Raw genomic sequence first — 22,441 nt, forward strand, 5'->3', positions numbered from 1 at the left:
CCCCCCAGCCATTGGCTGCCGCCGTGACCACGGTCGCGGCCCCGGTATCGCCGCTGCCGGCCGGCGGCAACGGCTTCACCATCGAGCGCAAATATTACACGCTCGACGGCGAGGAGGCGAATGTCACACAGGCGCAGCAGAACGAGCGCTACGTCGTGGTGCTGCATATTACGGGAGCCAATAGCTGGACCTCGCGCATTCTCGTGACCGACCTCCTGCCCGCCGGCTTCGAGATCGACAATCCGAGCATCGTCAACAGCGCGCAGCTATCGAACTTCGATTGGCTGAGCGAGGTGCAGCCGGCCCATGTCGAATTCCGCAACGACCGTTTCGTCGCTGCCTTCGACGAGTCATGGGGCAGCCGCGATCTGAGCCTTGCCTATGTCGTGCGCGCCGTTACCCCCGGCACCTACGACCATCCGGCCGCAAGCGTCGAGGACATGTATCGTCCGCAGTTCTCGGCCCGCACGGCGATGGGCCGCATGGAGGTTCAGGCGGCGCAGCAGCAGTAAGAAGAGGTCATGAAGGCGCGGTGGAAAATTGCGATCGGTCTTGGTGCGGCGACCCTCTCGGTGGCGGTGCTGGCTTTTGGCCTTGTCGCCGCAGACCGCGCCTTTCCGCCGCCGCTGGACAGAGCCGGCGTCGTCTCGTCCGAGGTGCTCGACGCCAATGGCAACCTGCTGCGCGCCTTTGCTACACCTGAGGGGCGCTGGCGGCTGAAGACCGATGTCGGCGATGTCGATCCGCAATTCCTGCGCATGCTGGTCGCCTATGAAGACCGGCGTTTCTACGACCATCACGGCGTCGATCCGATGGCGTTCGGCCGCGCCTTCCTCCAGCTCGTCACCCATGGTCGCATCGTTTCCGGCGGATCAACATTATCGATGCAGGTGGCGCGCCTGATCGAGCCGCGCAGCGAGCGATCGGTGACGGCCAAGCTGCTGCAGATCGCCCGCGCCATCCAGATCGAGCGACGACTCAGCAAGGAACAGATCCTCGACCTCTACCTGACGCATGCGCCCTATGGCGGCAATCTGGAGGGCGTGCGTGCCGCAAGCCTCGCCTATTTTGGCAAGGAGCCCCGGCAGTTGAGCATCGCCCAGGCGGCCCTGCTGGTTGCCCTGCCGCAATTGCCGGAAAGGCGCCGCCCCGACCGCAATCTCGCCAGTGCCGAAACTGCCCGCAAGCGCGTGCTCGCCCGCGCGGCGGTTGTCGATGTCGTCGGTGACGGCGAGGCGGAGCGGGCAGCCCTCGTTCCGGTGCCGGCCAAGCGTCGGCAATTGCCGGCCTATGCGGCGCATCTGGCCGAGATGGCGCTGCGCAAGCAGCCGGGCGTTATCCAGCATCACACGACACTGCGCCGGGATATCCAGCAGGGCCTGGAAGCCGTCGCCGATGAGGCCGCGAGACGGCTTGGGCCGAAGGTCTCGGTTGCGATGGTGATGGCCGACGTCCAAACCGGCGATATCGTCGGCGAGGTCGGCTCGGCCAATTATTTCGATTCCAGCCGCTCCGGCTGGATCGACATGACCCGCGTGCTGCGCTCCCCCGGCTCGACGCTAAAACCCTTCATCTATGGCCTTGCCTTCGAAGAAGGATATGTCGCCCAGGAAACCATCATCGAGGACCGTCCCGCCGATTTCTACGGCTACCGTCCGCGCAATTTCGACATGACCTACCAGGGCGACGTCAGCGTGCGCGAGGCGCTGCAACTATCGCTGAACGTGCCGGCCGTGCGCCTGCTTGACGCCGTCGGGCCGACGCGGCTGCTGGTGCGCTTCCGCCGCGCCGAGGTGAAGCCGGTACTGCCGCCGAATGAGGCACCGGGCCTTGCCATCGGCCTTGGCGGCGCCGGTATCACGCTCAAGGATCTGGTACAGCTCTATGTGGGGCTCGCCAATCGCGGCAAGCCGATGCGGATCGGCGATGGCATTCAGGACCAGCCAGGGCCGATCGAGGGCCAGCCGCTTATGGAGCCGGTGGCGGCCTGGAACATTACCGACATTCTGTCCGATATCATTGCACCGCGCGGCAGCAAGCAGCTCGGCATCGCCTACAAGACCGGCACCAGCTACGGCAATCGCGACGCCTGGTCGATCGGTTATGACGGGGCGCATGTGCTCGGCGTCTGGGTCGGTCGGCCGGACAATGGCGCGGTACCGGGACTGGCGGGTTACGTTTCGGCGGCACCCATCCTGTTCGAGGCCTTCGCCAAATCGGGTGTGGCCATCACACCCTTCCCCTCACCCCCCATGGGCGCCGTGCGTATTTCCGCGACCCAACTGCCGATCAGTCAGCGGCGCTTTTCCGTCACCGCGGCCGGCCTGCTGTCGGCCTCGACCCGCGAGCCGGCCCCGCAGATCGTCTATCCGCCGGAGGGCGCGCGCGTCGATCTCGGCGCCAATGGCGACGCCAGTTCGATCATGCCGCTGGCGCTGAAGCTGCAGGGCGGACGTGCGCCGTTCCGCTGGCTCGCCAACGGCAAGCCGCTGCCCGATCTTTCCCGCCGCCGCACCAACCAATGGGTGCCCGACGGCGCCGGCTATTCAACGCTGACCGTCATCGACGCCGCCGGCCGCGCCGCCAGCGTGCGGGTCTTCGTGGAATAGCACTCGTCACATCCTCGCGATCATGCCGCCCTTCTTTTGCCAGTCGGGGACGTCTGTGCTAATTTACCGGATACTCAAGCGAGGAATGACGAGATGTCGGAAGAGCAGGCAATCCGCGCGGTTGTTCATCTCTATGTCGATGGCATGGCATTCGCGAATGAGCCGGCGCTGCGCAAGGCGCTGCATCCACGCGCGGCGATCATCGGCAATTATCAAGGCGCGGTGGAATGGATGACCCGCGACGAATTCATCGCGGCCATCGTGGAAGAAGGCAGTGCCCCGCCCGGCACAATACCGCTGATGGAGATCGAACTGATCGACATCGAGGGCGATGCGGCAAGCGTCAAGGTCGTCGACGAATTCGCCGGGATGCGGTTTTCGGACTATCTGTCACTGGTGAAAATCGACGGGCGCTGGAGCGTCGTCAACAAGGTCTATCATTTACATCGGTGAGGGAAAATCGCGGAAGCGCCGTCTATGCCGCACCTCTATACCCCCCTCTGTCACTTCGTGACATCTCCCCCACAAGGGGGGAGATCATTGGAAGTACGCCGCTCGTTTTTTTTCAAACCAACAAACTGCAGTTTCAACAGATACGATGTCGGCTTAAGACAAGAGAGCGCCGCGAGTCACCGATCTCCCCCCTTATGGGGGAGATGTCACGAAAGTGACAGAGGGGGGTGCCGCACCCTCCGCGAACTCAACAATCACGGATAAGACGTCTCACCCCCGCAAAACACCACCCGTCGTCTTAGTGACATTGGCGACGATCTTCTGCGTCAGTGCCTCGAAATCCTCGTCGGTGAGCGTGCGCTCGGCCGGCTGGATCTGGACTTCGATGGCGATCGACTTCTTATTCTCGCCGAGCGAGGCGCCCTCGAAAATATCGAAGACGTTGACGCCGGTGATCAGCTTGCGGTCGGCACCGGTGGCGGCGCGGATGATGGCGCCGGCTTCCACCGACTTGTCGACCACGAAGGCGAAGTCGCGCTTGACGGCCTGGAAGGGCGAGAGCTCCAGCGCAGGCTTGGTGCGTGTCGCCTTCTTTTTCGGTTCCGGCATGGCGTCGATGTAGACTTCGAAGCCGGCCAGTGCACCGGTAACGTCGAGCGCTTCCAGCGTCTTCGGATGGAATTCGCCGAAATAGCCGAGCACGACCTTCGGACCCACCTTGATCGTGCCGGAGCGGCCCGGATGATACCAGGCGGGACCGCCCTGCTCGATCTGGATATTGCCCATCGGCAGGCCGCAGGCTTCGAGCACCGCCAGCGCATCGGCCTTGGCGTCGAAGACATCGACCGGCTTGCCGCCGCCCTTGGCGGCGTTCGACCACATACGGCCGGCGCCGGCGAGCGTCGCCGTGCCGCGACGGATACCGCCGGCAACGCGGCGCTGGCCTTCCGGCCGGTCGTTTTCATAAGTGCCGGAGACTTCGAAGATCGCGACGTCGCCATAGCCCTTGTCGGCATTGCGCTGCGCGGCCGAGAGCAGGCCCGGCAGCAGCGACGGGCGCATGTCGGACATATCGGCAGCAATCGGGTTGGCAAGCTTCAGCGCGTTCGATCCACCGCCGAAGAGCTTGGCCTGATCTTCCGAGATGAACGACCAGGTGACGGCTTCCAGCATGCCGCGCGAGGCGAGCGCGCGCTTGGCCGTGCGGGTGCGGATCTGCAACACCGTCAGGATCTTGCCGTTGACGACATTGTGGCTGGCGAGCGGCTGCGGCTTGATGTTGTCGACGCCGTGGATACGCATGATCTCTTCGACCAGATCGGCCTTGCCGTCGACATCGGAGCGCCATGGCGGAACGGCGACGGAGACGCGCTCGCCGGAGCCCGAAACCGAGAAGCCGAGTTTCGTCAGGATCGACTTGCCCTCTTCCGTCGAGACGTCGAGCCCGGTCAGGCGCTTGACTTCGGAGAAGGGGAAATCGACGATCTTGGCGTCATAACCCTTATAGCCTTCGACCTTGGCCTTGGCGGCCGTGCCGCCGCAGCACGCGAGCACCAGCTCGGTGGTGCGCTCGAGGCCGGGGACCATATATTCCGGATCGACGCCGCGTTCGAAACGGTAGCGGGCATCGGTGATGATGCCGAGGCCACGGCCGCTCTTGGCGATGTTCATCGGATCCCAGAGGGCGGATTCGATCAGTACGTCGACGGTGTTTTCATCACAGCCGGAATGCTCGCCACCCATGATGCCGCCGATCGACTCGATGCCGTTGTCATCGGCGATGATGACATTGTTCGGGCCGAGCTTGTATTCGCGTTGATCGAGCGCCAGCACGGTCTCGCCGTCCTTGGCGCGGCGAACGACAAGGTTGCCCTTGACCTTGGCCGCGTCGAAGACGTGCATCGGCCGACCCTGATCGAAGGTCATGTAATTGGTAATGTCGACCAGTGCGTTGATCGGGCGAAGGCCGATCGCCTGTAGCCGCTGCTGCATCCACTTCGGGCTCGGGCCGTTCTTGACGCCGCGCACAAGGCGCAGCGCGAAACCGGGGCAGAGCCTGACATCGTCAAGCTCGATCTTCACGTCCGTCGGCGTCTCGCCCTCGACAGCGAAGGAAGGAACGGCGCGTGGCTTAAGCGTCCCGAGACCGGAGGCAGCGAGATCACGGGCGATGCCGTAGACGCCGGTGCAGTCCGGACGGTTCGGCGTCAGGTTGATCTCGATCATCGGATCATCAAGGCCCGCATAAGCGGCGAAGCTGGTGCCGACGGGTGCGTTTTCCGGCAGATCGATGATGCCGTCATGACTGTCGGAGATTTCCAGCTCCTTTTCGGAGCACATCATGCCATGACTTTCGACGCCACGGATGTTGCCGACCGCCAGCGTCACGTCGATGCCGGGAACATAGGTGCCGGGCGCGGCAAACGCGCCGACGAGGCCGGCACGCGCATTCGGCGCGCCGCAGACAACCTGGATCGGCTTGCCGGCGCCGGTATCGACCATCAGCACCTTCAGGCGATCGGCCTGCGGATGCTTTTCGGCGGACAGAACCTTGGCAATGACGAAGGGCTTGAAGGCCGCCTTGTCGTCGACATCTTCGACCTCCAGCCCGATCATCGTCAGGCGGGCGCAGATCTCATCGAGCGTGGCGTCTGTTTCCAGGTGCTCTTTCAGCCAGGAGAGTGTGAATTTCATGTCATCGATCCTTGCTTACGCGCTCAAACCGCCGAACAGCGTCGGCATGTCGAGCGGGCGGAAGCCGTAATGGTTCATCCAGCGGACGTCGGCGTTGAAGAAGTCGCGCAGGTCCGGCATGCCGTATTTCAGCATGGCGATGCGGTCGAGGCCCATGCCCCAGGCAAAGCCCTGATATTCATCCGGATCGAGGCCGCCATGGCGCAGCACGTTCGGATGCACCATGCCGCAGCCGAGGATTTCCATCCAGTCGGTGCCCTCGCCGAACTTGACGATCGGGCCGGAACGGTCACACTGGATATCGACCTCGAAGGAGGGCTCGGTGAACGGGAAGAAGGACGGGCGGAAGCGCATCGTCACATTGTCGACCTCGAAGAAGGTCTTGCAGAATTCTTCCAGCACCCAGCGGATATTCGCGACGTTCGCCGTCTTGTCGATGACGAGGCCCTCGACCTGATGGAACATCGGCGAATGCGTGGCGTCACTATCCTGGCGGTAGGTCTTGCCGGGAATGATGATACGGATCGGCGGCTTTTGCGCTTCCATGGTGCGGATCTGCACCGGCGAGGTGTGCGTGCGCAGCACCTTGCGCTCCCCCTTCTCGTCCGGCTGGAAAAAGAAGGTGTCGTGCATCTCGCGGGCCGGGTGCCCTTCGGGGAAGTTCAGCGCCGTGAAATTATAATAATCGGTCTCGACATCAGGGCCTTCGGCAATCGAGAAGCCCATATCGCCGAAGATCGCGGTGATCTCATCGACGATCTGGCTGATCGGATGGATGCGGCCGCGTTCAGCCGGAGAAGAACGCACCGGCAGGCTGACGTCTACCGTCTCCGCCTTCAGCTTCGCATCGATGGCGGCATCCTTCAACGCGCCCTTGCGGGCGTTGATGGCGTCGGTGACGGAGTTCTTCAGCGCGTTGATCGCAGCACCGCGTGTCTGCCGCTCTTCCGGCGACATCGAGCCCAGCGTCTTCAGCAGTTCCGAAACCGAGCCCTTCTTGCCGAGCGCGGCGACCCTCACGGCTTCGATCGACTGCTCGTCGGTCGCCGCGGCCACCTCGGCCATGAGTTGGGTTTCAAGTGTTACGAGTTCCGTCATCTGGTCCTGCCTTGCGGGCGGCGGGCTTGGAACGCCGCTCAGTCCGCGGAATAATGGATGAACGCATGCATCATAAAGCTTGTGGCAACGATGAGGCGCTGCAGATCACTACCCATGTGCAAGCGGCCAATCAACCGGGCAAATGACAAAAAGCCGCCAAGAAAGCGGTGCTTGGCACTTGCCGCCCGATGCACGATCCGTTTTCCGGGGTTCCGCCCGACAGGACCGCCTGACACGATGGAAAGCATATGCTGCAAAACACAAAACCCGCGCCGGTTTCGCCAGCGCGGGTTTCATAATGAATTTACGAAAGACGTGCGAAGCGGCGTTAGTTAACGGCTGCTTCGAACTCGTTCTTCGTACCGGCGTCCTTGAGGTATTCCAGAGCCTTCTTCGAGGCGGCGACGAGCGCGCCGAAAGCTTCCGTCTCATGGATTGCCATGTCGGACAGAACCTTGCGGTCGACTTCGATGCCAGCCTTGGTCAGGCCGTCGATGAAGCGGCCATAGGTCAGGCCGTGTTCGCGGACGGCAGCGTTGATACGCTGGATCCAGAGAGCGCGGAAATTGCGCTTGTTAACCTTGCGGTCGCGATAAGCGTACTGCTTGGAACGATCGACAGCGGCCTTGGCGGTCCGGATGGTGTTCTTGCGGCGGCCGTAGAATCCACGAGCCTGCTTCAGAACCTTCTTATGCTTGGCGTGCGAGGTTACGCCTCTTTTTACGCGTGCCATTTCATGATCTCCTTAGTCTATAGCGTTACGAATAGTCTTAGAGACCGTTCGGCAAGTAATTCTTGATAACCTTACGACCATCCGGTTCTGCGAGAACCATGGTACCGCGGGCATCGCGAATGAACTTGTTGCTACGCTTGATCATGCCGTGGCGCTTGCCAGCAGCGGCTGCCTTGACCTTGCCGGTCGCGGTGATCTTGAACCGCTTCTTGGCAGAGGACTTCGTCTTCATCTTGGGCATTTTGCTACTCCTTCGATGCTTCCTGGCGCGCTTTGTTAAAAAGCCCTTCCCACAGATCCGGCTGGGCCGGGCTGCGACAAGGTGCCGGAGCGTTTGTTGTTGAACGGTGGATACGGTGATGAACCATCCCACCAGCATTCTGAACTGCCACGGCATGCCCTGCCGGTCAGTTCGGACGCGCGCTTATAACCGCAGTTGCCTTAGAGTGCAACGGGCGAGACGCGTGAATCTTTGCAGATCGATGACAGGCATCAACCCCAGGGCATAAAAAGGAAAAAGCCGCCCAATGGACGGCTCCGACCTCTAAACTCTGCCCGCGCCTTACTTTGGCGCAAGCACCATCATCATCTGGCGGCCTTCGAGCTTGGGCTCGGCTTCGACCTTGGCGATCTCAACCGTGTCTTCCTTGACCTGCTGGAGAAGCTTCATGCCGAGTTCCTGGTGGGCCATTTCACGGCCACGGAACTTCAAGGTCACTTTCACTTTGTCGCCTTCTTCGAAGAAACGGCCAATCGCCTTCATCTTCACCTCATAGTCATGGGTGTCGATGTTCGGGCGCATCTTGATTTCTTTGACTTCGACGATCTTCTGCTTCTTGCGTGCCTCGGCCGCCTTCTTCTGGTTTGCGTATTTCAGCTTGCCCAGATCGAGAATCTTGCACACAGGCGCTTCAGCATTGGGGGAAATCTCAACGAGATCGAGACCGGCCTCCTCTGCCATTCTCAACGCCTCGTCGGTCGGGACGACGCCCAAATTCTGGCCGTCAGCAGCAATAAGCTGAACTTTGGAAACGCGAATTTCCCTGTTGGAACGCGGCCCATCCTTCACGGGCGCATCAGTTTTAAAGGGTCTGCGAATGGTCGTATTCTCCACGAATTGTTACGGATAGCTGCAGCTTCTCGCTCCCGTCGGCGCAACTGACGGAAATGTCGTAAAAGCTGTGTTGAAGTCAATAGCATGGCGCCAGGAAAAAAGCACCTCCCGCGCGTCATTACTATGCCGCGCAGTCTCAAGATGCGCAAAGGACACAGTAATAAGCTCGGATAGCACAGGATGCCTGCAAAGATCGAGAGAATTTTTGGGGCCACATGCGCGCGAATCTGCTTTAAGGAGCGGAAAATTCCGGGAGTTTCTTGATGTCCGAAGCACTAGCCAGCCTTGAGCCGACCTTCCTTTCCGTTGGCGCCGGCGACGATCAGCGGCAGATCGCCATACAGCAACGCGCAGCCCGGAAGGGCGCGAAGGGTGCCACCTTCGTCTGGCTCTCCGGCTATCGCTCCGACATGAGCGGCACCAAGGCGCTGGAACTCGATGCGCTCGCCGAACGGCTCGGGCTCGGCTGCATCCGCTTCGACTATTCGGGCCATGGCCGCTCCGGCGGCAAGTTCACCGACGGGACGATCTCGCGCTGGCTGGAAGAGGCGCTCGCCGTCATCGACCACACCAAGCCGAAGCGCATCGTCCTTGTTGGCTCATCGATGGGCGGCTGGATCGCGCTCAGGCTGATCCAGGAGTTGCGCAAGCAAAAGAAGGCGCCCGTCATCCACGGCCTGGTGCTGATCGCCCCCGCCCCGGATTTCACCATCGATCTCATCGAGCCGAACCTTTCCGACACCGAGCGCAGATCGCTGGCCGAGCGCGGCTATTTCAAGGAGCCTTCGGAGTATAGTTCCGAGCCGAATATCTTCACGCGCGCCCTCATCGAGGACGGCCGTACCAATCGCGTTCTGACCGGCATCGTCGAGACCGGTTGCCCGGTCCATATCCTGCAAGGCATGCAGGACGAGGATGTGCCCTTCGCCCATTCCTTAAAACTGGTCGAGCACCTGCCGGCCGACGACGTGGTGTTAACACTTGTGCGCGACGGCGATCATCGCCTGTCCCGGCCGCAGGATATCGAGCGCATGCTGGTCGCAGTAGAGACCCTGGCGCTGAATAATCTTCCATAAAAACAGATAGATAGAGATGATCAAAATCGGCGAGCAGCCCGCTCGCCGAGCCGGATTCGCGCGACATCTCGATAATCACAAGAAGCATTCAATTGTGGCAACTATCCCTTTGATTGTGCTGAAATTAACCATATGGCCGGGTTCCGCCGTTAACACTTAAGTAACGATTGACTTTACGCACCCCCCTACATTAACAATTTGTTAACAAATGCAGGGACGATACAAGGATAGTGGGCGTGCGTATTAAGGGCGTATTCGTTGCCTTTGCGGCTATAGTTGCCATGTCGTCGTCGGCCATGCCGGCCCCGCAGAAGACCGCGTCGATGGCTATCGGCAACGTCACCTCCCAGCCTATCGGTCACTATGAATTTTGCGAGCGCCACACCGACGAGTGCGGCCCGACCCGCAACACCGGCCCGGTCGACCTCAACGCCGACACCTGGGCGCTGGTCAATCAGGTGAACCTGCGCGTCAACAAGACCATCACGCCTGCCACTGACATGGAAGTCTACGGCCAGGAAGAATATTGGGAATATCCGAAGACCGCAGGTGACTGCGAGGATTTCGCTCTCCTGAAGCGCAAGCTTCTCATGCAGAAGGGCGTTTCCGCCGCCAACCTCCTGATGACCGTCGTTCGCAAGCCGGATGGCGAAGGCCATGCCGTGCTGACGCTGCGCACCAAGCAGGGCGACTACATTCTCGACAATCTCGAGGATGAGGTGAAGGTCTGGTACAAGACCCCCTATTCCTACCTGAAGCGCCAGGCGAGCTTCAATGCAGGCCGCTGGGTCACCATCGAGAACGGCACCGACGTTCTGGTCGGCTCGGTCAAATAAGGCCCGCGAAAACCAAACCCATATAAAAAGGGCCGGCACTTCTGCCGGCCCTTTGCTTTTCCAATCGCGCTTGCCGTCCGGCCTCAGGCATTTCCGATCAATATGCCCGCCGCCAGCACCAGCGAACCACCGACGACGACCTGGAAGGCGGCGCGCAGGAACGGCGTCTCCATATATTTGTTCTGGATGAAGGCGATCACCCAGAGCTCGAAGAAGACGACGATGGCGGCGATGACGGTTGCCATCCAGAAATGCGGAATGAGATAGGGCAACGCGTGGCCGAGGCCGCCGAGCGCCGTCATGATGCCGCAGGCAAGGCCGCGCTTGATCGGCGAACCGCGGCCGGAAATCTTGCCGTCGTCATGGGCAGCTTCCGTAAAGCCCATGGAAATGCCGGCGCCGACGGAAGCCGACAGGCCGACGAGGAAGGTTTGCCATGTGTTTTGCGTCGCAAAGGCGGCCGCGAAGATCGGCGCCAGCGTCGAGACGGAGCCATCCATCAGCCCGGCAAGGCCCGGCTGCACATAGGTCAGCACGAACTGGCGGTGGGCGCTGGCGTCTTCTTCCTGCTTGACCGATTGCGGCGTGTGCTTGTCGCCCAGCATGCGGGCGACTTCCTCGTGCCCCTGCTCCGCAAGAGCGAGATCGCCCAGAAGCTGGCGCGTCGATGCATCCGAGACCTGCTTGGCCGCCTCGACATAGAAATTATAGGCCTGCTGCTCCATCGCTTCCGCCTCCTGGCGAATAGCGTCGAGCGACAGGTTCTTGCGCAGCCAATCCGGCTTGCGATCGTAGAAACCGCTGACATGCTCGCGCCGGATCAGCGGGATGCGCTCGCCGAAACGCCGGCGGTGCATGTCGATCAGCGTCTTGCGATGGGTGTCCTCGACCTCGGCCATATCCTCGAACACCTTGGCGGAGTCGGGATACTGGGCTCTTAGGGTATCGGCATATGCAAGAAAGATGCGCGCATCGTCCTCTTCAGCAGCAATGGCGACGGCGAGAATTTCCTGTTCGGACAAAGAGGCAAAGGAACGCTTCGGCGAGCGGAAGAAACCGAGCAACATCAAAATCTCCATCTTTAGAATTATTCTAATTCTAAAGTGGCTGAGTGCATGGGTCAAGCGCAAAGGCATGATCCCGAAGCAGGAGATGCCGTTTTAAGGCGAGCTGACAGCGAAACGGGCGTGGTGACTTTGCCAGATTATTGCGACGGCAGCATGAGACACTTGGTTGCGCAGGGAAATGGCGTACATAGGAGCCGACACAAGCCCAGTGCCGCAGAAAAAACTTGCGTGCGACGGGGCCAGGAGCATGACATGGACAATGACCTACAGGGCCGTGCCGCCCATCTGGCCGGCATCCGCGAAAGGGCGGAGGCCGAGATGACGCGCATCGGCATCGACGCGGCCTTCATCGACCGGCTGGTCGATACGTTCTACGGCCGCATCCAAACGCATCCCCGGCTCGGCCCGGTCTTCGACGGCCGCCTGGCCGGGCGCTGGCCGGACCATATGGACAAGATGAAACGCTTCTGGTCCTCCGTCGCCTTCAAGAATGGCGCCTATGGCGGCAAGCCGGTACAGGCCCATCTCGGCGTCCAGGGCATCGCGCCCGATCTGTTTCCAGAATGGCTGGTGCTGTTTTCCCAGACGCTCGACGATATAGCCCCGACGGACGAAGCCAAGGTCTGGTTCATGGCAACGGCCGAGCGCATCGCCAAGAGCCTGACCTTGTCGCTGTTCTACAATCCGGCGGTGGATGATCCGGCGAAGAAGCCGTAAACCTCAGGCTCTCGCAGCAAAGACCGTCGCGCCGATGCTGGCGGCGACGACAAGTCCCGTACCGAACATCTGCGAGGGGGTCAGCGGCTGCGTCAGGATGACGAAGCCGGCGACAGCACCGATCGCCGGTTCCAGGCTCATGAGAATGCCGAAGGAGGATGTCGGCATGCGCCGCAGCGCCACCATTTCCAGCGCATAAGGCAGAAGCGGCACGAGCAGTGCCAAACCCGCCATTTCAATGAAACCATAGCCGGTCAAATGCGGAACGGCGGAGGCAAAGCCGAAGGGTGTCGCGACGATGGCGGCGATGATCAGCGACATCGAGAGACCCTCGAAGCCGCTAAAAACGCTGCCGACCTTCTTCGTCAGCAGGATATAGCAGGCCCAGCCGGTGCCCGCGCCACAGGCAAATAATATGCCCGAGAGATTGCCGACCCACCCCTCGCCATCATAGGCGAGCAGGAGCACGCCGATAGCGGCAATCAGCGGCCAGGCAAGCTGGCGGCTTAAACCAAAGCCGAGAGTTGCCACCAGCAGTGGCCCGAGGAAATCGATGGCAACGGCGAGGCCCAAGGGGATGCGCTCGATCGCCGAGAAGAAGGACAGCGTCATCAGCGCCGACACGGTACCGAGTGTCAGCGCACCGAGCCACTGCGCGCGGCTGTAGCGCATGACCTTCGGCCGGACGATGATCGCCAGAACGACCGCAGCGAAAGACAAGCGGAGCCATGTCGCCCCGGCCGGTCCGTAGGTGGCAATGGCGGAGGACGACAGCGCCGCGCCGAACTGGATGCAGCACATCGACAGCAGGCACATGAGGACGCCAGCACCAACACCACCCGAAGACGCCGGCACATCGGGATGCGGCATCAGCACCGCGCCACCATCCGTGCCGCTCTCGATCATCTTCTGGTCCATGGTCGCTCCCGTCCTGCGCGGCTTGTAGACGGCAAGCGATGGAGGCGCAAATTCAAACTTTTCATCGGTTGGATCAGTCGCCCTGATAGGAGCGTATCAGGCTTCCAGGCCCTTCAACACATTGGCGACATTCAGGCCAATCTCCGGCACGCCATAGCCGCCCTCCATGCAGGTGAGAACCGGCAGGCCGGCGCCGGCGACAAGCTTGCCGATGCGGATGAAATCCTCCGAGGTCAGCTTGAAAAAGGAGATCGGATCGCGTTCGAAAGTGTCGACGCCGAGCGACAGCACGATCGCTTCCGCGCCAAACGCCTTGATGCGGGTGAGTGCATCAACAAGCGCTTCCGACCAGACAGTCCAGGACGTGCCGCGCAGCATCGGATAATTGCGGTTGGCACCCAGCCCTTCGCCTTCGCCCTCCTCATCAGCATGGCCGAGGAAATAGGGAAAGGCGTGGATGGGGTCGCCATGTAGCGAAGCGGTAAAGACGTCGCCGCGCTGATAAAAGATGTCCTGCGTGCCGTTGCCATGATGGAAGTCGACGTCGAGCACGGCCACCTTCTTCGCGCCGTGATCGCGCAGGCGCTGCGCCGCGACGGCGGCATTATTGATGAAGCAATAGCCGCCGAAGAGATCAAAGCCGGCGTGATGACCGGGCGGGCGGCAGAGCGCGAAGGCGAAGCGATTGCCGGCATGCAGCCAATCGGCACCCGTCAGGGCACAGCGCATCGAGGCGATCGCCGCCTCATAAGAGCCCTTGCTGATTGAGGTATCGGCGGCATTGGCATAATGACCGATCATGCCGACGATGTTTTCCGGCACGCGCTGGCTGGTGCGGCGCACCGGAAAGGAGTTGGCGATCGCCTCGCCCTTGTAACCGGCCGCGACCCAACGCTCCCAGACCGTGCCCAAAAAATCGAGATAGGCGGGATCATGCACCTTGCGCGCCGTCTCCAGCCCATGTGCCTCGGGCGCCACGACATCGACAAAATCCGCTTCCTTCACCGCCGCCAGAATCCATTCGGCGCGGAACGGCGCTTCGAAGGGCGTCACCAGCTGGCCGTCATGCAGCTCGGTCTTGGCGTCCCTCAGCTTGTGATCTTCCGAATAAATGACACGCATGATCGGCCCCCTCGCCTGCGAAGTTTACTGGATAGCCCCAAGGCTTACATGGATCGCAGTCAGGAAAAAAGAGCGGCCTGCGCCCTTGAACGCGACGGGAAACGACGGCACCTTCCTCCTGCCTTTGCGTCAATTGGGAGAGTCGCGCAGCATGAAAGTCCTGATGGTCGATGTCGACGGCGTACTGGTTCATGGCAGGCCCAGTGATGGCCTGCACCTTTTCACCGATCTGGAACGCGATCTCGGCCTTAGTCGCGAGCTGATCCAGAGGGAATTCTTCCAGACCCACTGGGGCAACATCGTCACAGGCCGTGAGGACCTGGAACCCCGGCTCGCCAGCGTCTTGTCGAAGATCGCACCCGGACTTAGCGCCACAGCATTGATCGACTATTGGTTCGAAAACGATTCCCGGCTGGATCGGGCGCTTCTTGCCGATCTCGCCGCTTTGCGGGCAACGGGCATCCCGATGTTCCTGGCGACCAATCAGGAACATCGGCGCGCGGCGTATCTGATGGAGAATCTCGGGCTCTCCTCCCATTTCGACGGGATTTTCTATTCCGCCATGCTCGGATACCAGAAACCGGCTCCGGAATTCTTCCGGCTGGCAACGGAGCGCGTCGGCATCGACGCCAGCGAAATCGCCTTCATCGACGATTATCCCGCCAACATAGAAGCAGCGCGGCAATTCGGCTGGAAGGCGATGCATTGGGCGCCAGGCGCGAGATTGGAAGACGCCCTTGCCGCGTTTTCACGCTGAAACTTACACAACGATCCGCTTGTAGAAGAGCGTCGTGTCGCAGAACCCGCCCTGCGGCCACAGGGCATAATCGGGGATGACGCCGGCGCGCTCCCAGCCGAGGCGGGGATAGATGGCTTCGGCGTCGCTGCCGGTTGCCGTGTCGAGCACCAGCAGGGTTTTGCCGTGCTTGGCCGCCTCGCGCTCCGCTGCCTCCATCAGCAGGCGGGCAAGGCCCTTGCCGCGAGCGGACCGATGCACCAGCAATTTCTTCAGATCGCCGCGATGCGGTTGGTTCGGCATCTGCGCCGCGCCGATCTGCACGGTGCCGACCACCTTGCCCTCGATGACGGCGACGAGCAGCAGGGTCGCACCAGCCTCGACACTGTCGGCCACCCCCCGCCAATAGGGCGCGGCATCATCAGGCCCATAGGGCTGCATGAAGCCGACGGAAGCACCGCCATTGACGCAATCGGCAAGCACCTCGCAGAGTTCGGCGGAAACAGTGCGAGCTTCTGAAGCAGAGAGAAGACGGATATCGGGCATGAAATTATCCTTGGATTATGACCTGGGGCGATCAAGGACGACGCAATAGCGCGCCGGCTCGTCGCCGGGATTGTGGAAGACGTGACCATCGCCGATGCCCATGAACAGGCAGTCGCCGGGCATGAGGCGATGCACGGCCTCGCCGACCGTAATTTCCATTTCGCCTTCGAACAGCCAGACATGCTGGCTCATGCCCCGGCTGGCGGCATTCGGCGGAAAGCTGACGCGGGCGCCGGCGGGAAAGGTGACCTCGACGAGATCGACGGGTGATTGCGTGCCGGCCGGCGAGACCGCGCGGCGGACATATCCCGTTTCCGGGTCGCGCCAGATCGGCTGGGCGTCGCTCCGGGCCAGAGGCGAAACGTCCTCTTCCTCCTCGGCGAAAAAGCTCGAGAGCGACAGGCCGAGTGCGGCGCACAGCCGAGCAAGCAGCGAAGCCGTCGGGCTCGCCTCAGCGCGCTCGATGCGCGAGATCATCGCCCGGCTGACGGCAGAGGCATTTGCCAGCTCGTCCAGGGTCATTCCGCGGGCGATGCGCAACTGCTTGATGCGCGCGCCAATCGCGATTTCCAGATCGTCATCCATCATCAGCACATCACTTGCATCGAATTTCTACTATAAGAGAAATACATGATCCAATGATGGAATCAAGCCGGATTATGCCACCGATTGTGACGGCAACCCCAAATGCCTGCGGCCATGCGGATATCCCTAACAAAACCCTGCTTTTCCGCTTTGCGGCGCGGGGCGGCGCTGCTATATGGCGCGCATGAGCACCAATTCCACCACTCCGCTTTCGCACATCCGCAACTTCTCCATCGTGGCCCATATCGACCACGGCAAATCGACGCTGGCCGATCGTCTGATCCAGACGACGGGCGGCCTTGCTGAACGCGAGATGTCCGAACAGGTGCTGGACAATATGGAGATCGAGCGCGAGCGCGGCATCACCATCAAGGCCCAGACCGTGCGTCTGCACTACAAGGCCAACAATGGCGAGACCTATATCCTCAACCTGATCGACACGCCCGGCCACGTCGACTTCGCCTATGAAGTCTCGCGCTCGCTATCGGCCTGCGAAGGTTCGCTGCTGGTGGTCGACGCCAGCCAAGGCGTGGAAGCGCAGACGCTCGCCAACGTCTATCAGGCGATCGACAACAACCACGAGATCGTCACCGTCCTCAACAAGATCGACCTGCCTGCCGCCGAACCCGACCGCATCAAGGACCAGATCGAAGAGGTCATCGGCATCGACGCCTCCGAGGCCGTGCTGATTTCGGCCAAGACCGGTCTCGGCATCCCCGATGTTCTCGAAGCCATCGTGCATAAGCTGCCGGCGCCGAAGAGCCCCGGTGGCGAAAAGGCACCGCTGAAGGCGCTGCTGGTCGACAGCTGGTACGACACCTATCTCGGCGTCATGGTTCTCGTTCGCATCATCGACGGCGTCATGACCAAGGGCCAGACCATCCGCATGATGGGCACGGACGTGAAGTACCAGGTCGAGCGCGTCGGTGTTCTCACGCCGAAAATGCTCACCGTCGAAAGCCTCGGCCCCGGCGAGATCGGCTTCATTACCGCCTCGATCAAGGAAGTGGCCGACACCCGCGTCGGCGACACCATCACCGAGGACAAGCGCCCGACCGCCCAGGCACTGCCGGGCTTCAAGCCGGCTCAGCCGGTCGTCTTCTGCGGCCTGTTCCCGGTCGATGCCGCCGATTTCGAGGATCTGCGCTCGGCCATGGGCAAGCTGCGCCTCAACGACGCCAGCTTCTCCTTCGAAATGGAATCATCCGCCGCTCTCGGCTTCGGCTTCCGCTGCGGCTTCCTCGGCCTGCTGCATCTGGAAATCATCCAGGAGCGCCTGGAACGCGAATTCAATCTCGACCTGATCGCGACGGCTCCCTCGGTCGTCTATCAGCTGACCATGACCGACGGCACCGAGATCGAGCTGCACAACCCGGCCGACATGCCCGATGTCGTCAAGATCGCCGAATTCCGCGAACCATGGATCAAGGCGACGATCCTGACGCCGGACGAATATCTCGGCTCGATCCTGAAGCTCTGCCAGGACCGGCGCGGCGTCCAGACCGAGCTGACCTATGTCGGCAACCGTGCGATGATCACCTACGACCTGCCGCTCAACGAAGTCGTCTTCGATTTCTACGACCGGCTGAAGTCGATCTCCAAGGGCTACGCTTCCTTCGACTATAATCTCACGGATTACCGCGACAGTGATCTCGTCAAGATGTCGATCCTCGTCAATGCCGAGCCGGTCGACGCGCTGTCCATGCTGGTCCACCGCTCGGCGGCGGAAAAGCGCGGCCGCGTCATGTGCGAGAAGCTGAAGGACCTGATCCCGCAGCACATGTTCCAGATCCCGATTCAGGCCGCCATCGGCGGGCGCATCATCGCCCGCGAGACGGTGAAGGCGCTGCGCAAGGACGTGACCGCCAAGTGCTATGGCGGCGACGCCTCGCGCAAGCGCAAGCTGCTGGACAAGCAGAAGGAAGGCAAGAAGCGCATGCGGCAGTTCGGCAAGGTCGAAATCCCGCAGGAAGCGTTTATTGCAGCGCTGAAGATGGGGGATGAGTGAGGCTCGCCTCACCCCTGCCCCATATACTCCTTCGTCAGCACCTCGAAATCCTCCATCGCCGGCAGTGCCGCATAGCTATGCTTAGCCGGAGTCGCAGCCCAGGGAAGCTTTTCGCTTGTCCAGGTCTCGACGAAAGGCGTGAACCAGCTGGCGTCGTCGAGCATGGTCGGGCGCAGATTGACGAACCAGTCGAGCCCCTCCAAGCGGGTGAACATCCAACTCATGCAGCTTGGGCAGAAATAATGCTTCAGCTTTTCGTCGCGCATCCCGCCGATGACGGGCTCGCCTTGCGTGACTTCGAAACCGTCGCTCGGAATGGCGATGCTGAGCGAATAGGCGCTGGAGGACATGCGCTGGCAGCCGGTGCAATGGCAGGCCATGGCGAGCAGCGGCCTGGCGCTGACCTTCAGCCGCACCTGCCCGCAACGGCATCCGCCTTCCCAGGGTAATTCTGGCTGGGTCATAGGTTGGTCTCCTCCGGTTCTTGATCCTCGTTTCGCTAAGATCTGATGCCGGGCAGCCTAGTGTCGAGCCGACGCCTCCCGGCGCGGCCGCTTAATATCAACTCCGGCAGCTTCCGTTCGTCAGAGCGCTACCTCCTCGCGCTGCTCCACCGCTACGCCAATCATCCTCACCCAGGCCCGCGCGATCACCAGCCCGGCCGTCTCGGCCGCCGCCGCATGCTGCGCAGCGATCTCGGGAAAGCGCTCCTGCCAGCCAGGCTCGATGCGTTCGATCGTCTCCTTGAAATCCTTCCGCCAACCTTCGACCACATCGGCATTGGCCTCGAAATGGAACTGCGTGCCGTAGGTGGCACGGCCGATGCGGTAAGCCTGGTTGCGGGCGATATCGTTGGTGGCAAGCCGCACGGCGCAGGCGGGCAGCGTGAACGTGTCGGAATGCCATTCGAAGATGGTGAATTCGTCGCCGACACTCGCTAGAAGCGGATCAGCCTTGCCCTCCTCGGTGACGCCGACCGTCTTCCAGCCGAATTCGCGGGCGGCACCGATGAGATTTTCGGCCTCATAGGCGCGCGCCAGGATCTGGCTGCCGAGGCAGATGCCGAGCACGGCCTTGTCGGCCTCCTCAAACCGGCGCATCAGCTGCGCCAGCTCCGGCAGATAGGGATGCGTCTCGTCATCGCGGGCATTCTGTTCGCCGCCGAGTACGACGAGCGCATCATGCGACGTCACATCCTGTGGAAGCCTCTCGCCGTCCCATGCCCGGAACCATTCAAGCTCCGCCCCTACCTCCTTCAGCGCCATGCCAAGGGCGCCAATCGGCGTGTTCTTCATATTCTCAATGATTGCGACCCGCATTCCCGAGATTCCCGAAAATTGCCCCTGGCGAAGATGACCATGAGCGGATCGATGGCGCAAGAGCGGGGTGCTTGCGGCCGGCCGAAGCTGCGCCTAAATGTCAGGAGACAACAAGGAAGCCGACGATGAGCGACAAGCCGCGGATCACCATTCTCTATTGCACCCAATGCAACTGGCTGCTGCGGTCCGGCTGGATGGCGCAGGAGCTGCTGCAGACGTTCACCGACAGCCTGGGCGAAGTGGCGCTACTGCCAGGCACCGGCGGCGTCTTCGAAATCCGTATCGACGGCGAATTGCTGTGGGAGCGCAAGCGCGACGGCGGCTTTCCGGGACCGAAGGAGCTGAAGCAGCGGGTGCGCGATGTCATCGATCCCGATCGCGATCTCGGCCATACGGACCGCGCATCGCTGGAGAGCTGACAGATATTTTGGAGGAGGCGCAGCCCGGATAGGCGCGCCTCCGTCTCGTTATTTGTCTTTCTTGCCGAAGCCCATCGGGGTTCCAGCCTGTTTGACGGCAAAGCCCGGCTGCGGCTTTGGAGCTTCGGCTGTCTTGTCCTTCTTGGGTTTTCGCGTTTCGCGATTTCCTCTTACTTGACCCTTTGCCATTTCAGGCTCCTTGTTTGGATCGCGACCACATGGAAGCGATGACATCTTACGGACCGCCTAAGTCGCGCCAAAAGCAAGCGATTTATTTTCGCTTTCATCTGCAGACGTCGGCAAAAGACGCGAACCGGCGTTGAAATCGCCGGCCGGCCAAGCTCGATCATTGATAGGGCGAGCGGCAGGCCTGAAAACCATTGTGGAGCGTGGTGTAGAGGTTCGTCCCCGGATTATAGGTCCGATAGCGGTCGGCACACCACACCCGATGGCGGGTGCTATTATCGACAGGCGCACGATAATTGGTCTTCGGTGGGACATAGTTGTTGCGCGGAGGGATGACGATCCCGGGATTGTCATAACGATTCCTGCCGCCGAGAGCCGGCGGCGGATTGGGGATTGGCTGGCCGGGGCGGCGATACCATTGCTGCCGCCCGAAACCGAAACAGCCGCGATAGTCGCAAAGGACAGATCCATTAGCGCGGGGCGGGATGACGATCGTCGGGTTTTTCGAGGCCGCATGGCTGACATCCAGGGGTGACAACAAGGCGAGGCCAAGAGCGCAACCATAGGCGATTTTGGCGAAAACAGTCATGACGGGCTCCCGTACTGTCGATCTCGGCGACGCAACGTCGCCTCTTCAACGGCTCGTCTTTGTATTTGGGTTCTCGCCCCGGACAAAACCAGTGCCGCGATGGCAGGCATTTGGCCATCATCGATCAGTTGATCCTTTTCCCGGCATGTTTCATAAGAAGCGCAAAGATTACGAGGAGATTGCGCGTGAGCAGCTTGAAATTCGGCACCAGCGGCCTTCGCGGCCTGTCAGTGGATCTCGTGGGACGGGCGTCGGCTCTCTATGCCACAGCCTTTGCCCGCCATCTGCTGAAAAGCGGCCAGGCACAGCCCGGCGATCTCATCCTTGTCGGTCGGGATTTCCGCGATTCCAGCCCATCGATCTCGGCCACTTGCATTGGCGCGCTGAAGCGTGCCGGCTTCACGCCGGTCGATTGCGGCACGCTGCCGACGCCGGCGCTGGCGCTTTACGGGCTGGAGCTCAAGGCCGCGTCGCTGATGATCACCGGCTCGCATATTCCGGCCGACCGCAACGGCATCAAATTCTATCGCCCGGACGGCGAAATCGACAAGCAGGACGAACTGGCGATCAGTGCGGAAGCCGCGGCGATCGGCGACGCGAACCTGGACGAGACACCCGGAACCGGCGAAGATCGCTCGGCGCAGACCGAAGCACTCTACTTCGAACGCAATATCGCCCTCCTGCCCGCCGACAGCCTCAAGGGCCTTACGATCGGCGTCTATCAGCACAGCACGGTGGCGCGCGACCTGCTTGGTCTGGTGCTTGCGCATTATGGCGCGCGCGTCGTGCCGCTCGGCCGCTCCGAAAGCTTCATTCCCGTCGATACCGAAGCGGTCTCTGCTGAAACCATCCGCCTGCTGAAGGGCTGGGCGCCGGAGCACGGGCTGGATGCGATCGTCTCGGCCGATGGCGATGGCGACCGGCCGCTTCTGGCGGATGAGACCGGCGAGCCTCTGCGCGGCGACCTGCTTGGCCTTATCGCCGCAAACTTCCTCGGCGCGGAGGTGGTGGTGACGCCGGTCACCTCCAATTCCGGCATCGAGGCCGCGGGCACCTATTCGGTCACCCGCACCCGCGTCGGCTCGCCCTACGTCATCGCCGGCATGGACGAGGCGCTGGCGGCCGGCAAGACCAATGTCATGGGCTTCGAGGCGAATGGCGGCACGCTGACGGCCAGCCGCTTCATCATCGAAGGCGAGCCGGTACAGCCCCTGCCGACACGCGACGGCTTCCTTCCGATCCTTGCGACGCTGTACGCCGCCGCGCTCGCCGGACAGCCGCTCTCGGCCGTTGCCGGCGGCTACCGTCTGCCCTTCGCCGCTGCCGACCGGCTGGAGAATTTTCCGGTCGAAACCAGCGCCGCTTTGATGGCCTATCTACGCGCCTCGGATGCGAATCTCGCAAGCTTCCTGGCGCCGGTCTCAGGTGTTGCGTCGAAGAGCGATATCGACGGACTGCGGGTGACGCTCTCCGATGGCCGCATCATTCATTTCCGGCCCTCCGGAAATGCCCCGGAAATGCGCTGCTATGTCGAAGCAGCGGGAGAAAACGAAGCAAAGGCCTTGCTGGAACAGGGACTTGGCCTCATCCGCGCCTGGGCGAAAGCCCGGGCATAG

Annotated in this window: 24 protein-coding genes; 10 read left to right on the forward strand and 14 right to left on the reverse strand. The window is 61.7% G+C overall.

Annotated features, from left to right (window positions below):
* From PMI03_RS10075 to PMI03_RS10085, 3 genes are all read left to right on the forward strand, one after another.
* The coding region (locus PMI03_RS10075) for a hypothetical protein (protein WP_007692591.1) at positions 1-512 on the forward strand (512 nt) is incomplete at its 5' end.
* A 9-nt stretch (positions 513-521) separates the two neighbouring features.
* The gene (gene pbpC, locus PMI03_RS10080; RefSeq protein WP_007692593.1) at positions 522-2,609 is read left to right on the forward strand and encodes a penicillin-binding protein 1C; all 2,088 of its coding nucleotides are present in this window, start codon (positions 522-524) and stop codon (positions 2,607-2,609) included.
* A gap of 93 nt (positions 2,610-2,702) precedes the next feature.
* The gene (locus PMI03_RS10085; RefSeq protein WP_007692596.1) at positions 2,703-3,062 is read left to right on the forward strand and encodes a nuclear transport factor 2 family protein; all 360 of its coding nucleotides are present in this window, start codon (positions 2,703-2,705) and stop codon (positions 3,060-3,062) included.
* Positions 3,063-3,332: 270 nt separating this feature from the next.
* Here PMI03_RS10085 and pheT read toward each other — a convergent pair whose 3' ends face one another.
* The 5 genes from pheT to infC all read right to left on the reverse strand — a co-directional run bounded on the left by pheT (position 3,333) and on the right by infC (position 8,686).
* Positions 3,333-5,756: a phenylalanine--tRNA ligase subunit beta gene (pheT, locus tag PMI03_RS10090; protein WP_007692598.1), complete on the reverse strand. Its 2,424-nt coding sequence runs from the start codon at positions 5,754-5,756 to the stop codon at positions 3,333-3,335.
* A 15-nt stretch (positions 5,757-5,771) separates the two neighbouring features.
* Positions 5,772-6,854 carry a phenylalanine--tRNA ligase subunit alpha gene (gene pheS / locus PMI03_RS10095; protein ID WP_007692600.1) on the reverse strand — a complete coding sequence of 361 codons (1,083 nt, stop codon included), beginning with the start codon at positions 6,852-6,854 and terminating at the stop codon, positions 5,772-5,774.
* A 328-nt stretch (positions 6,855-7,182) separates the two neighbouring features.
* Complete coding sequence (rplT, locus tag PMI03_RS10105) at positions 7,183-7,587, reverse strand: 50S ribosomal protein L20 (protein WP_007692608.1); 405 nt, start codon at positions 7,585-7,587, stop codon at positions 7,183-7,185.
* A 37-nt stretch (positions 7,588-7,624) separates the two neighbouring features.
* Positions 7,625-7,828, reverse strand: coding sequence for a 50S ribosomal protein L35 (rpmI, locus tag PMI03_RS10110; protein WP_003544621.1), 204 nt, complete (start codon positions 7,826-7,828; stop codon positions 7,625-7,627).
* 321 nt (positions 7,829-8,149) lie between these two features.
* Positions 8,150-8,686, reverse strand: coding sequence for a translation initiation factor IF-3 (infC, locus tag PMI03_RS10115; protein WP_174005636.1), 537 nt, complete (start codon positions 8,684-8,686; stop codon positions 8,150-8,152).
* 278 nt (positions 8,687-8,964) lie between these two features.
* Here infC and PMI03_RS10120 point away from each other — a divergent pair, with 278 nt between their 5' ends.
* On the forward strand, positions 8,965-9,777 hold the full coding sequence (locus PMI03_RS10120; protein WP_007692613.1) for a carboxylesterase: 813 nt from the start codon (positions 8,965-8,967) through the stop codon (positions 9,775-9,777).
* A gap of 236 nt (positions 9,778-10,013) precedes the next feature.
* Positions 10,014-10,613, forward strand: a complete 600-nt coding sequence (locus PMI03_RS10125; RefSeq protein WP_007692615.1) for a transglutaminase-like cysteine peptidase — start codon at positions 10,014-10,016, stop codon at positions 10,611-10,613.
* Positions 10,614-10,696: 83 nt separating this feature from the next.
* Here PMI03_RS10125 and mbfA read toward each other — a convergent pair whose 3' ends face one another.
* Positions 10,697-11,680 carry an iron exporter MbfA gene (mbfA, locus tag PMI03_RS10130; protein WP_007692616.1) on the reverse strand — a complete coding sequence of 328 codons (984 nt, stop codon included), beginning with the start codon at positions 11,678-11,680 and terminating at the stop codon, positions 10,697-10,699.
* A 252-nt stretch (positions 11,681-11,932) separates the two neighbouring features.
* Between mbfA and PMI03_RS10135 the strand changes: the two genes are divergently transcribed.
* A complete protein-coding gene (locus PMI03_RS10135; RefSeq protein ID WP_007692617.1) occupies positions 11,933-12,397 on the forward strand; it encodes a group III truncated hemoglobin in 465 nt (154 codons plus the stop codon).
* A gap of 3 nt (positions 12,398-12,400) precedes the next feature.
* Here PMI03_RS10135 and PMI03_RS10140 read toward each other — a convergent pair whose 3' ends face one another.
* Both PMI03_RS10140 and PMI03_RS10145 read right to left on the reverse strand, forming a co-directional pair.
* On the reverse strand, positions 12,401-13,315 hold the full coding sequence (locus tag PMI03_RS10140) for a DMT family transporter (RefSeq protein ID WP_007692618.1): 915 nt from the start codon (positions 13,313-13,315) through the stop codon (positions 12,401-12,403).
* A 96-nt stretch (positions 13,316-13,411) separates the two neighbouring features.
* A complete protein-coding gene (locus PMI03_RS10145) occupies positions 13,412-14,437 on the reverse strand; it encodes a histone deacetylase family protein (protein ID WP_007692619.1) in 1,026 nt (341 codons plus the stop codon).
* A 151-nt stretch (positions 14,438-14,588) separates the two neighbouring features.
* Between PMI03_RS10145 and PMI03_RS10150 the strand changes: the two genes are divergently transcribed.
* Complete coding sequence (locus PMI03_RS10150) at positions 14,589-15,194, forward strand: HAD family hydrolase (protein ID WP_007692620.1); 606 nt, start codon at positions 14,589-14,591, stop codon at positions 15,192-15,194.
* A 3-nt stretch (positions 15,195-15,197) separates the two neighbouring features.
* On the opposite strand, the gene PMI03_RS10155 is transcribed toward PMI03_RS10150, so the two are convergent.
* Both PMI03_RS10155 and PMI03_RS10160 read right to left on the reverse strand, forming a co-directional pair.
* The gene (locus tag PMI03_RS10155; RefSeq protein WP_007692621.1) at positions 15,198-15,719 is read right to left on the reverse strand and encodes a GNAT family N-acetyltransferase; all 522 of its coding nucleotides are present in this window, start codon (positions 15,717-15,719) and stop codon (positions 15,198-15,200) included.
* A 15-nt stretch (positions 15,720-15,734) separates the two neighbouring features.
* Positions 15,735-16,304, reverse strand: coding sequence for a helix-turn-helix domain-containing protein (locus PMI03_RS10160; RefSeq protein WP_012650810.1), 570 nt, complete (start codon positions 16,302-16,304; stop codon positions 15,735-15,737).
* A 175-nt stretch (positions 16,305-16,479) separates the two neighbouring features.
* Here PMI03_RS10160 and lepA point away from each other — a divergent pair, with 175 nt between their 5' ends.
* Complete coding sequence (gene lepA, locus PMI03_RS10165) at positions 16,480-18,312, forward strand: translation elongation factor 4 (RefSeq protein ID WP_007692623.1); 1,833 nt, start codon at positions 16,480-16,482, stop codon at positions 18,310-18,312.
* A gap of 8 nt (positions 18,313-18,320) precedes the next feature.
* Here lepA and PMI03_RS10170 read toward each other — a convergent pair whose 3' ends face one another.
* Together PMI03_RS10170 and PMI03_RS10175 are read right to left on the reverse strand one after the other, a co-directional pair.
* Positions 18,321-18,776 carry a GFA family protein gene (locus tag PMI03_RS10170; protein WP_007692624.1) on the reverse strand — a complete coding sequence of 152 codons (456 nt, stop codon included), beginning with the start codon at positions 18,774-18,776 and terminating at the stop codon, positions 18,321-18,323.
* A gap of 120 nt (positions 18,777-18,896) precedes the next feature.
* Positions 18,897-19,631 (reverse strand): type 1 glutamine amidotransferase, encoded by a 735-nt coding sequence (locus tag PMI03_RS10175; protein ID WP_007692625.1) that lies wholly within the window; start codon positions 19,629-19,631, stop codon positions 18,897-18,899.
* Positions 19,632-19,756: 125 nt separating this feature from the next.
* Here PMI03_RS10175 and PMI03_RS10180 point away from each other — a divergent pair, with 125 nt between their 5' ends.
* Complete coding sequence (locus tag PMI03_RS10180) at positions 19,757-20,050, forward strand: SelT/SelW/SelH family protein (protein ID WP_007692627.1); 294 nt, start codon at positions 19,757-19,759, stop codon at positions 20,048-20,050.
* Between the two features lie 48 nt (positions 20,051-20,098).
* Here PMI03_RS10180 and PMI03_RS31610 read toward each other — a convergent pair whose 3' ends face one another.
* Both PMI03_RS31610 and PMI03_RS10185 read right to left on the reverse strand, forming a co-directional pair.
* Positions 20,099-20,239 (reverse strand): hypothetical protein, encoded by a 141-nt coding sequence (locus PMI03_RS31610; RefSeq protein WP_007692629.1) that lies wholly within the window; start codon positions 20,237-20,239, stop codon positions 20,099-20,101.
* 157 nt (positions 20,240-20,396) lie between these two features.
* Entirely contained in the window at positions 20,397-20,825 is a 429-nt protein-coding gene (locus PMI03_RS10185) for a BA14K family protein (protein ID WP_007692631.1), read from the reverse strand.
* 194 nt (positions 20,826-21,019) lie between these two features.
* Between PMI03_RS10185 and PMI03_RS10190 the strand changes: the two genes are divergently transcribed.
* Positions 21,020-22,441, forward strand: a complete 1,422-nt coding sequence (locus PMI03_RS10190; RefSeq protein ID WP_174005634.1) for a phosphomannomutase — start codon at positions 21,020-21,022, stop codon at positions 22,439-22,441.

This window comes from Rhizobium sp. AP16 (genome assembly GCF_000281735.1).
Classification (GTDB): domain Bacteria; phylum Pseudomonadota; class Alphaproteobacteria; order Rhizobiales; family Rhizobiaceae; genus Rhizobium; species Rhizobium rhizogenes.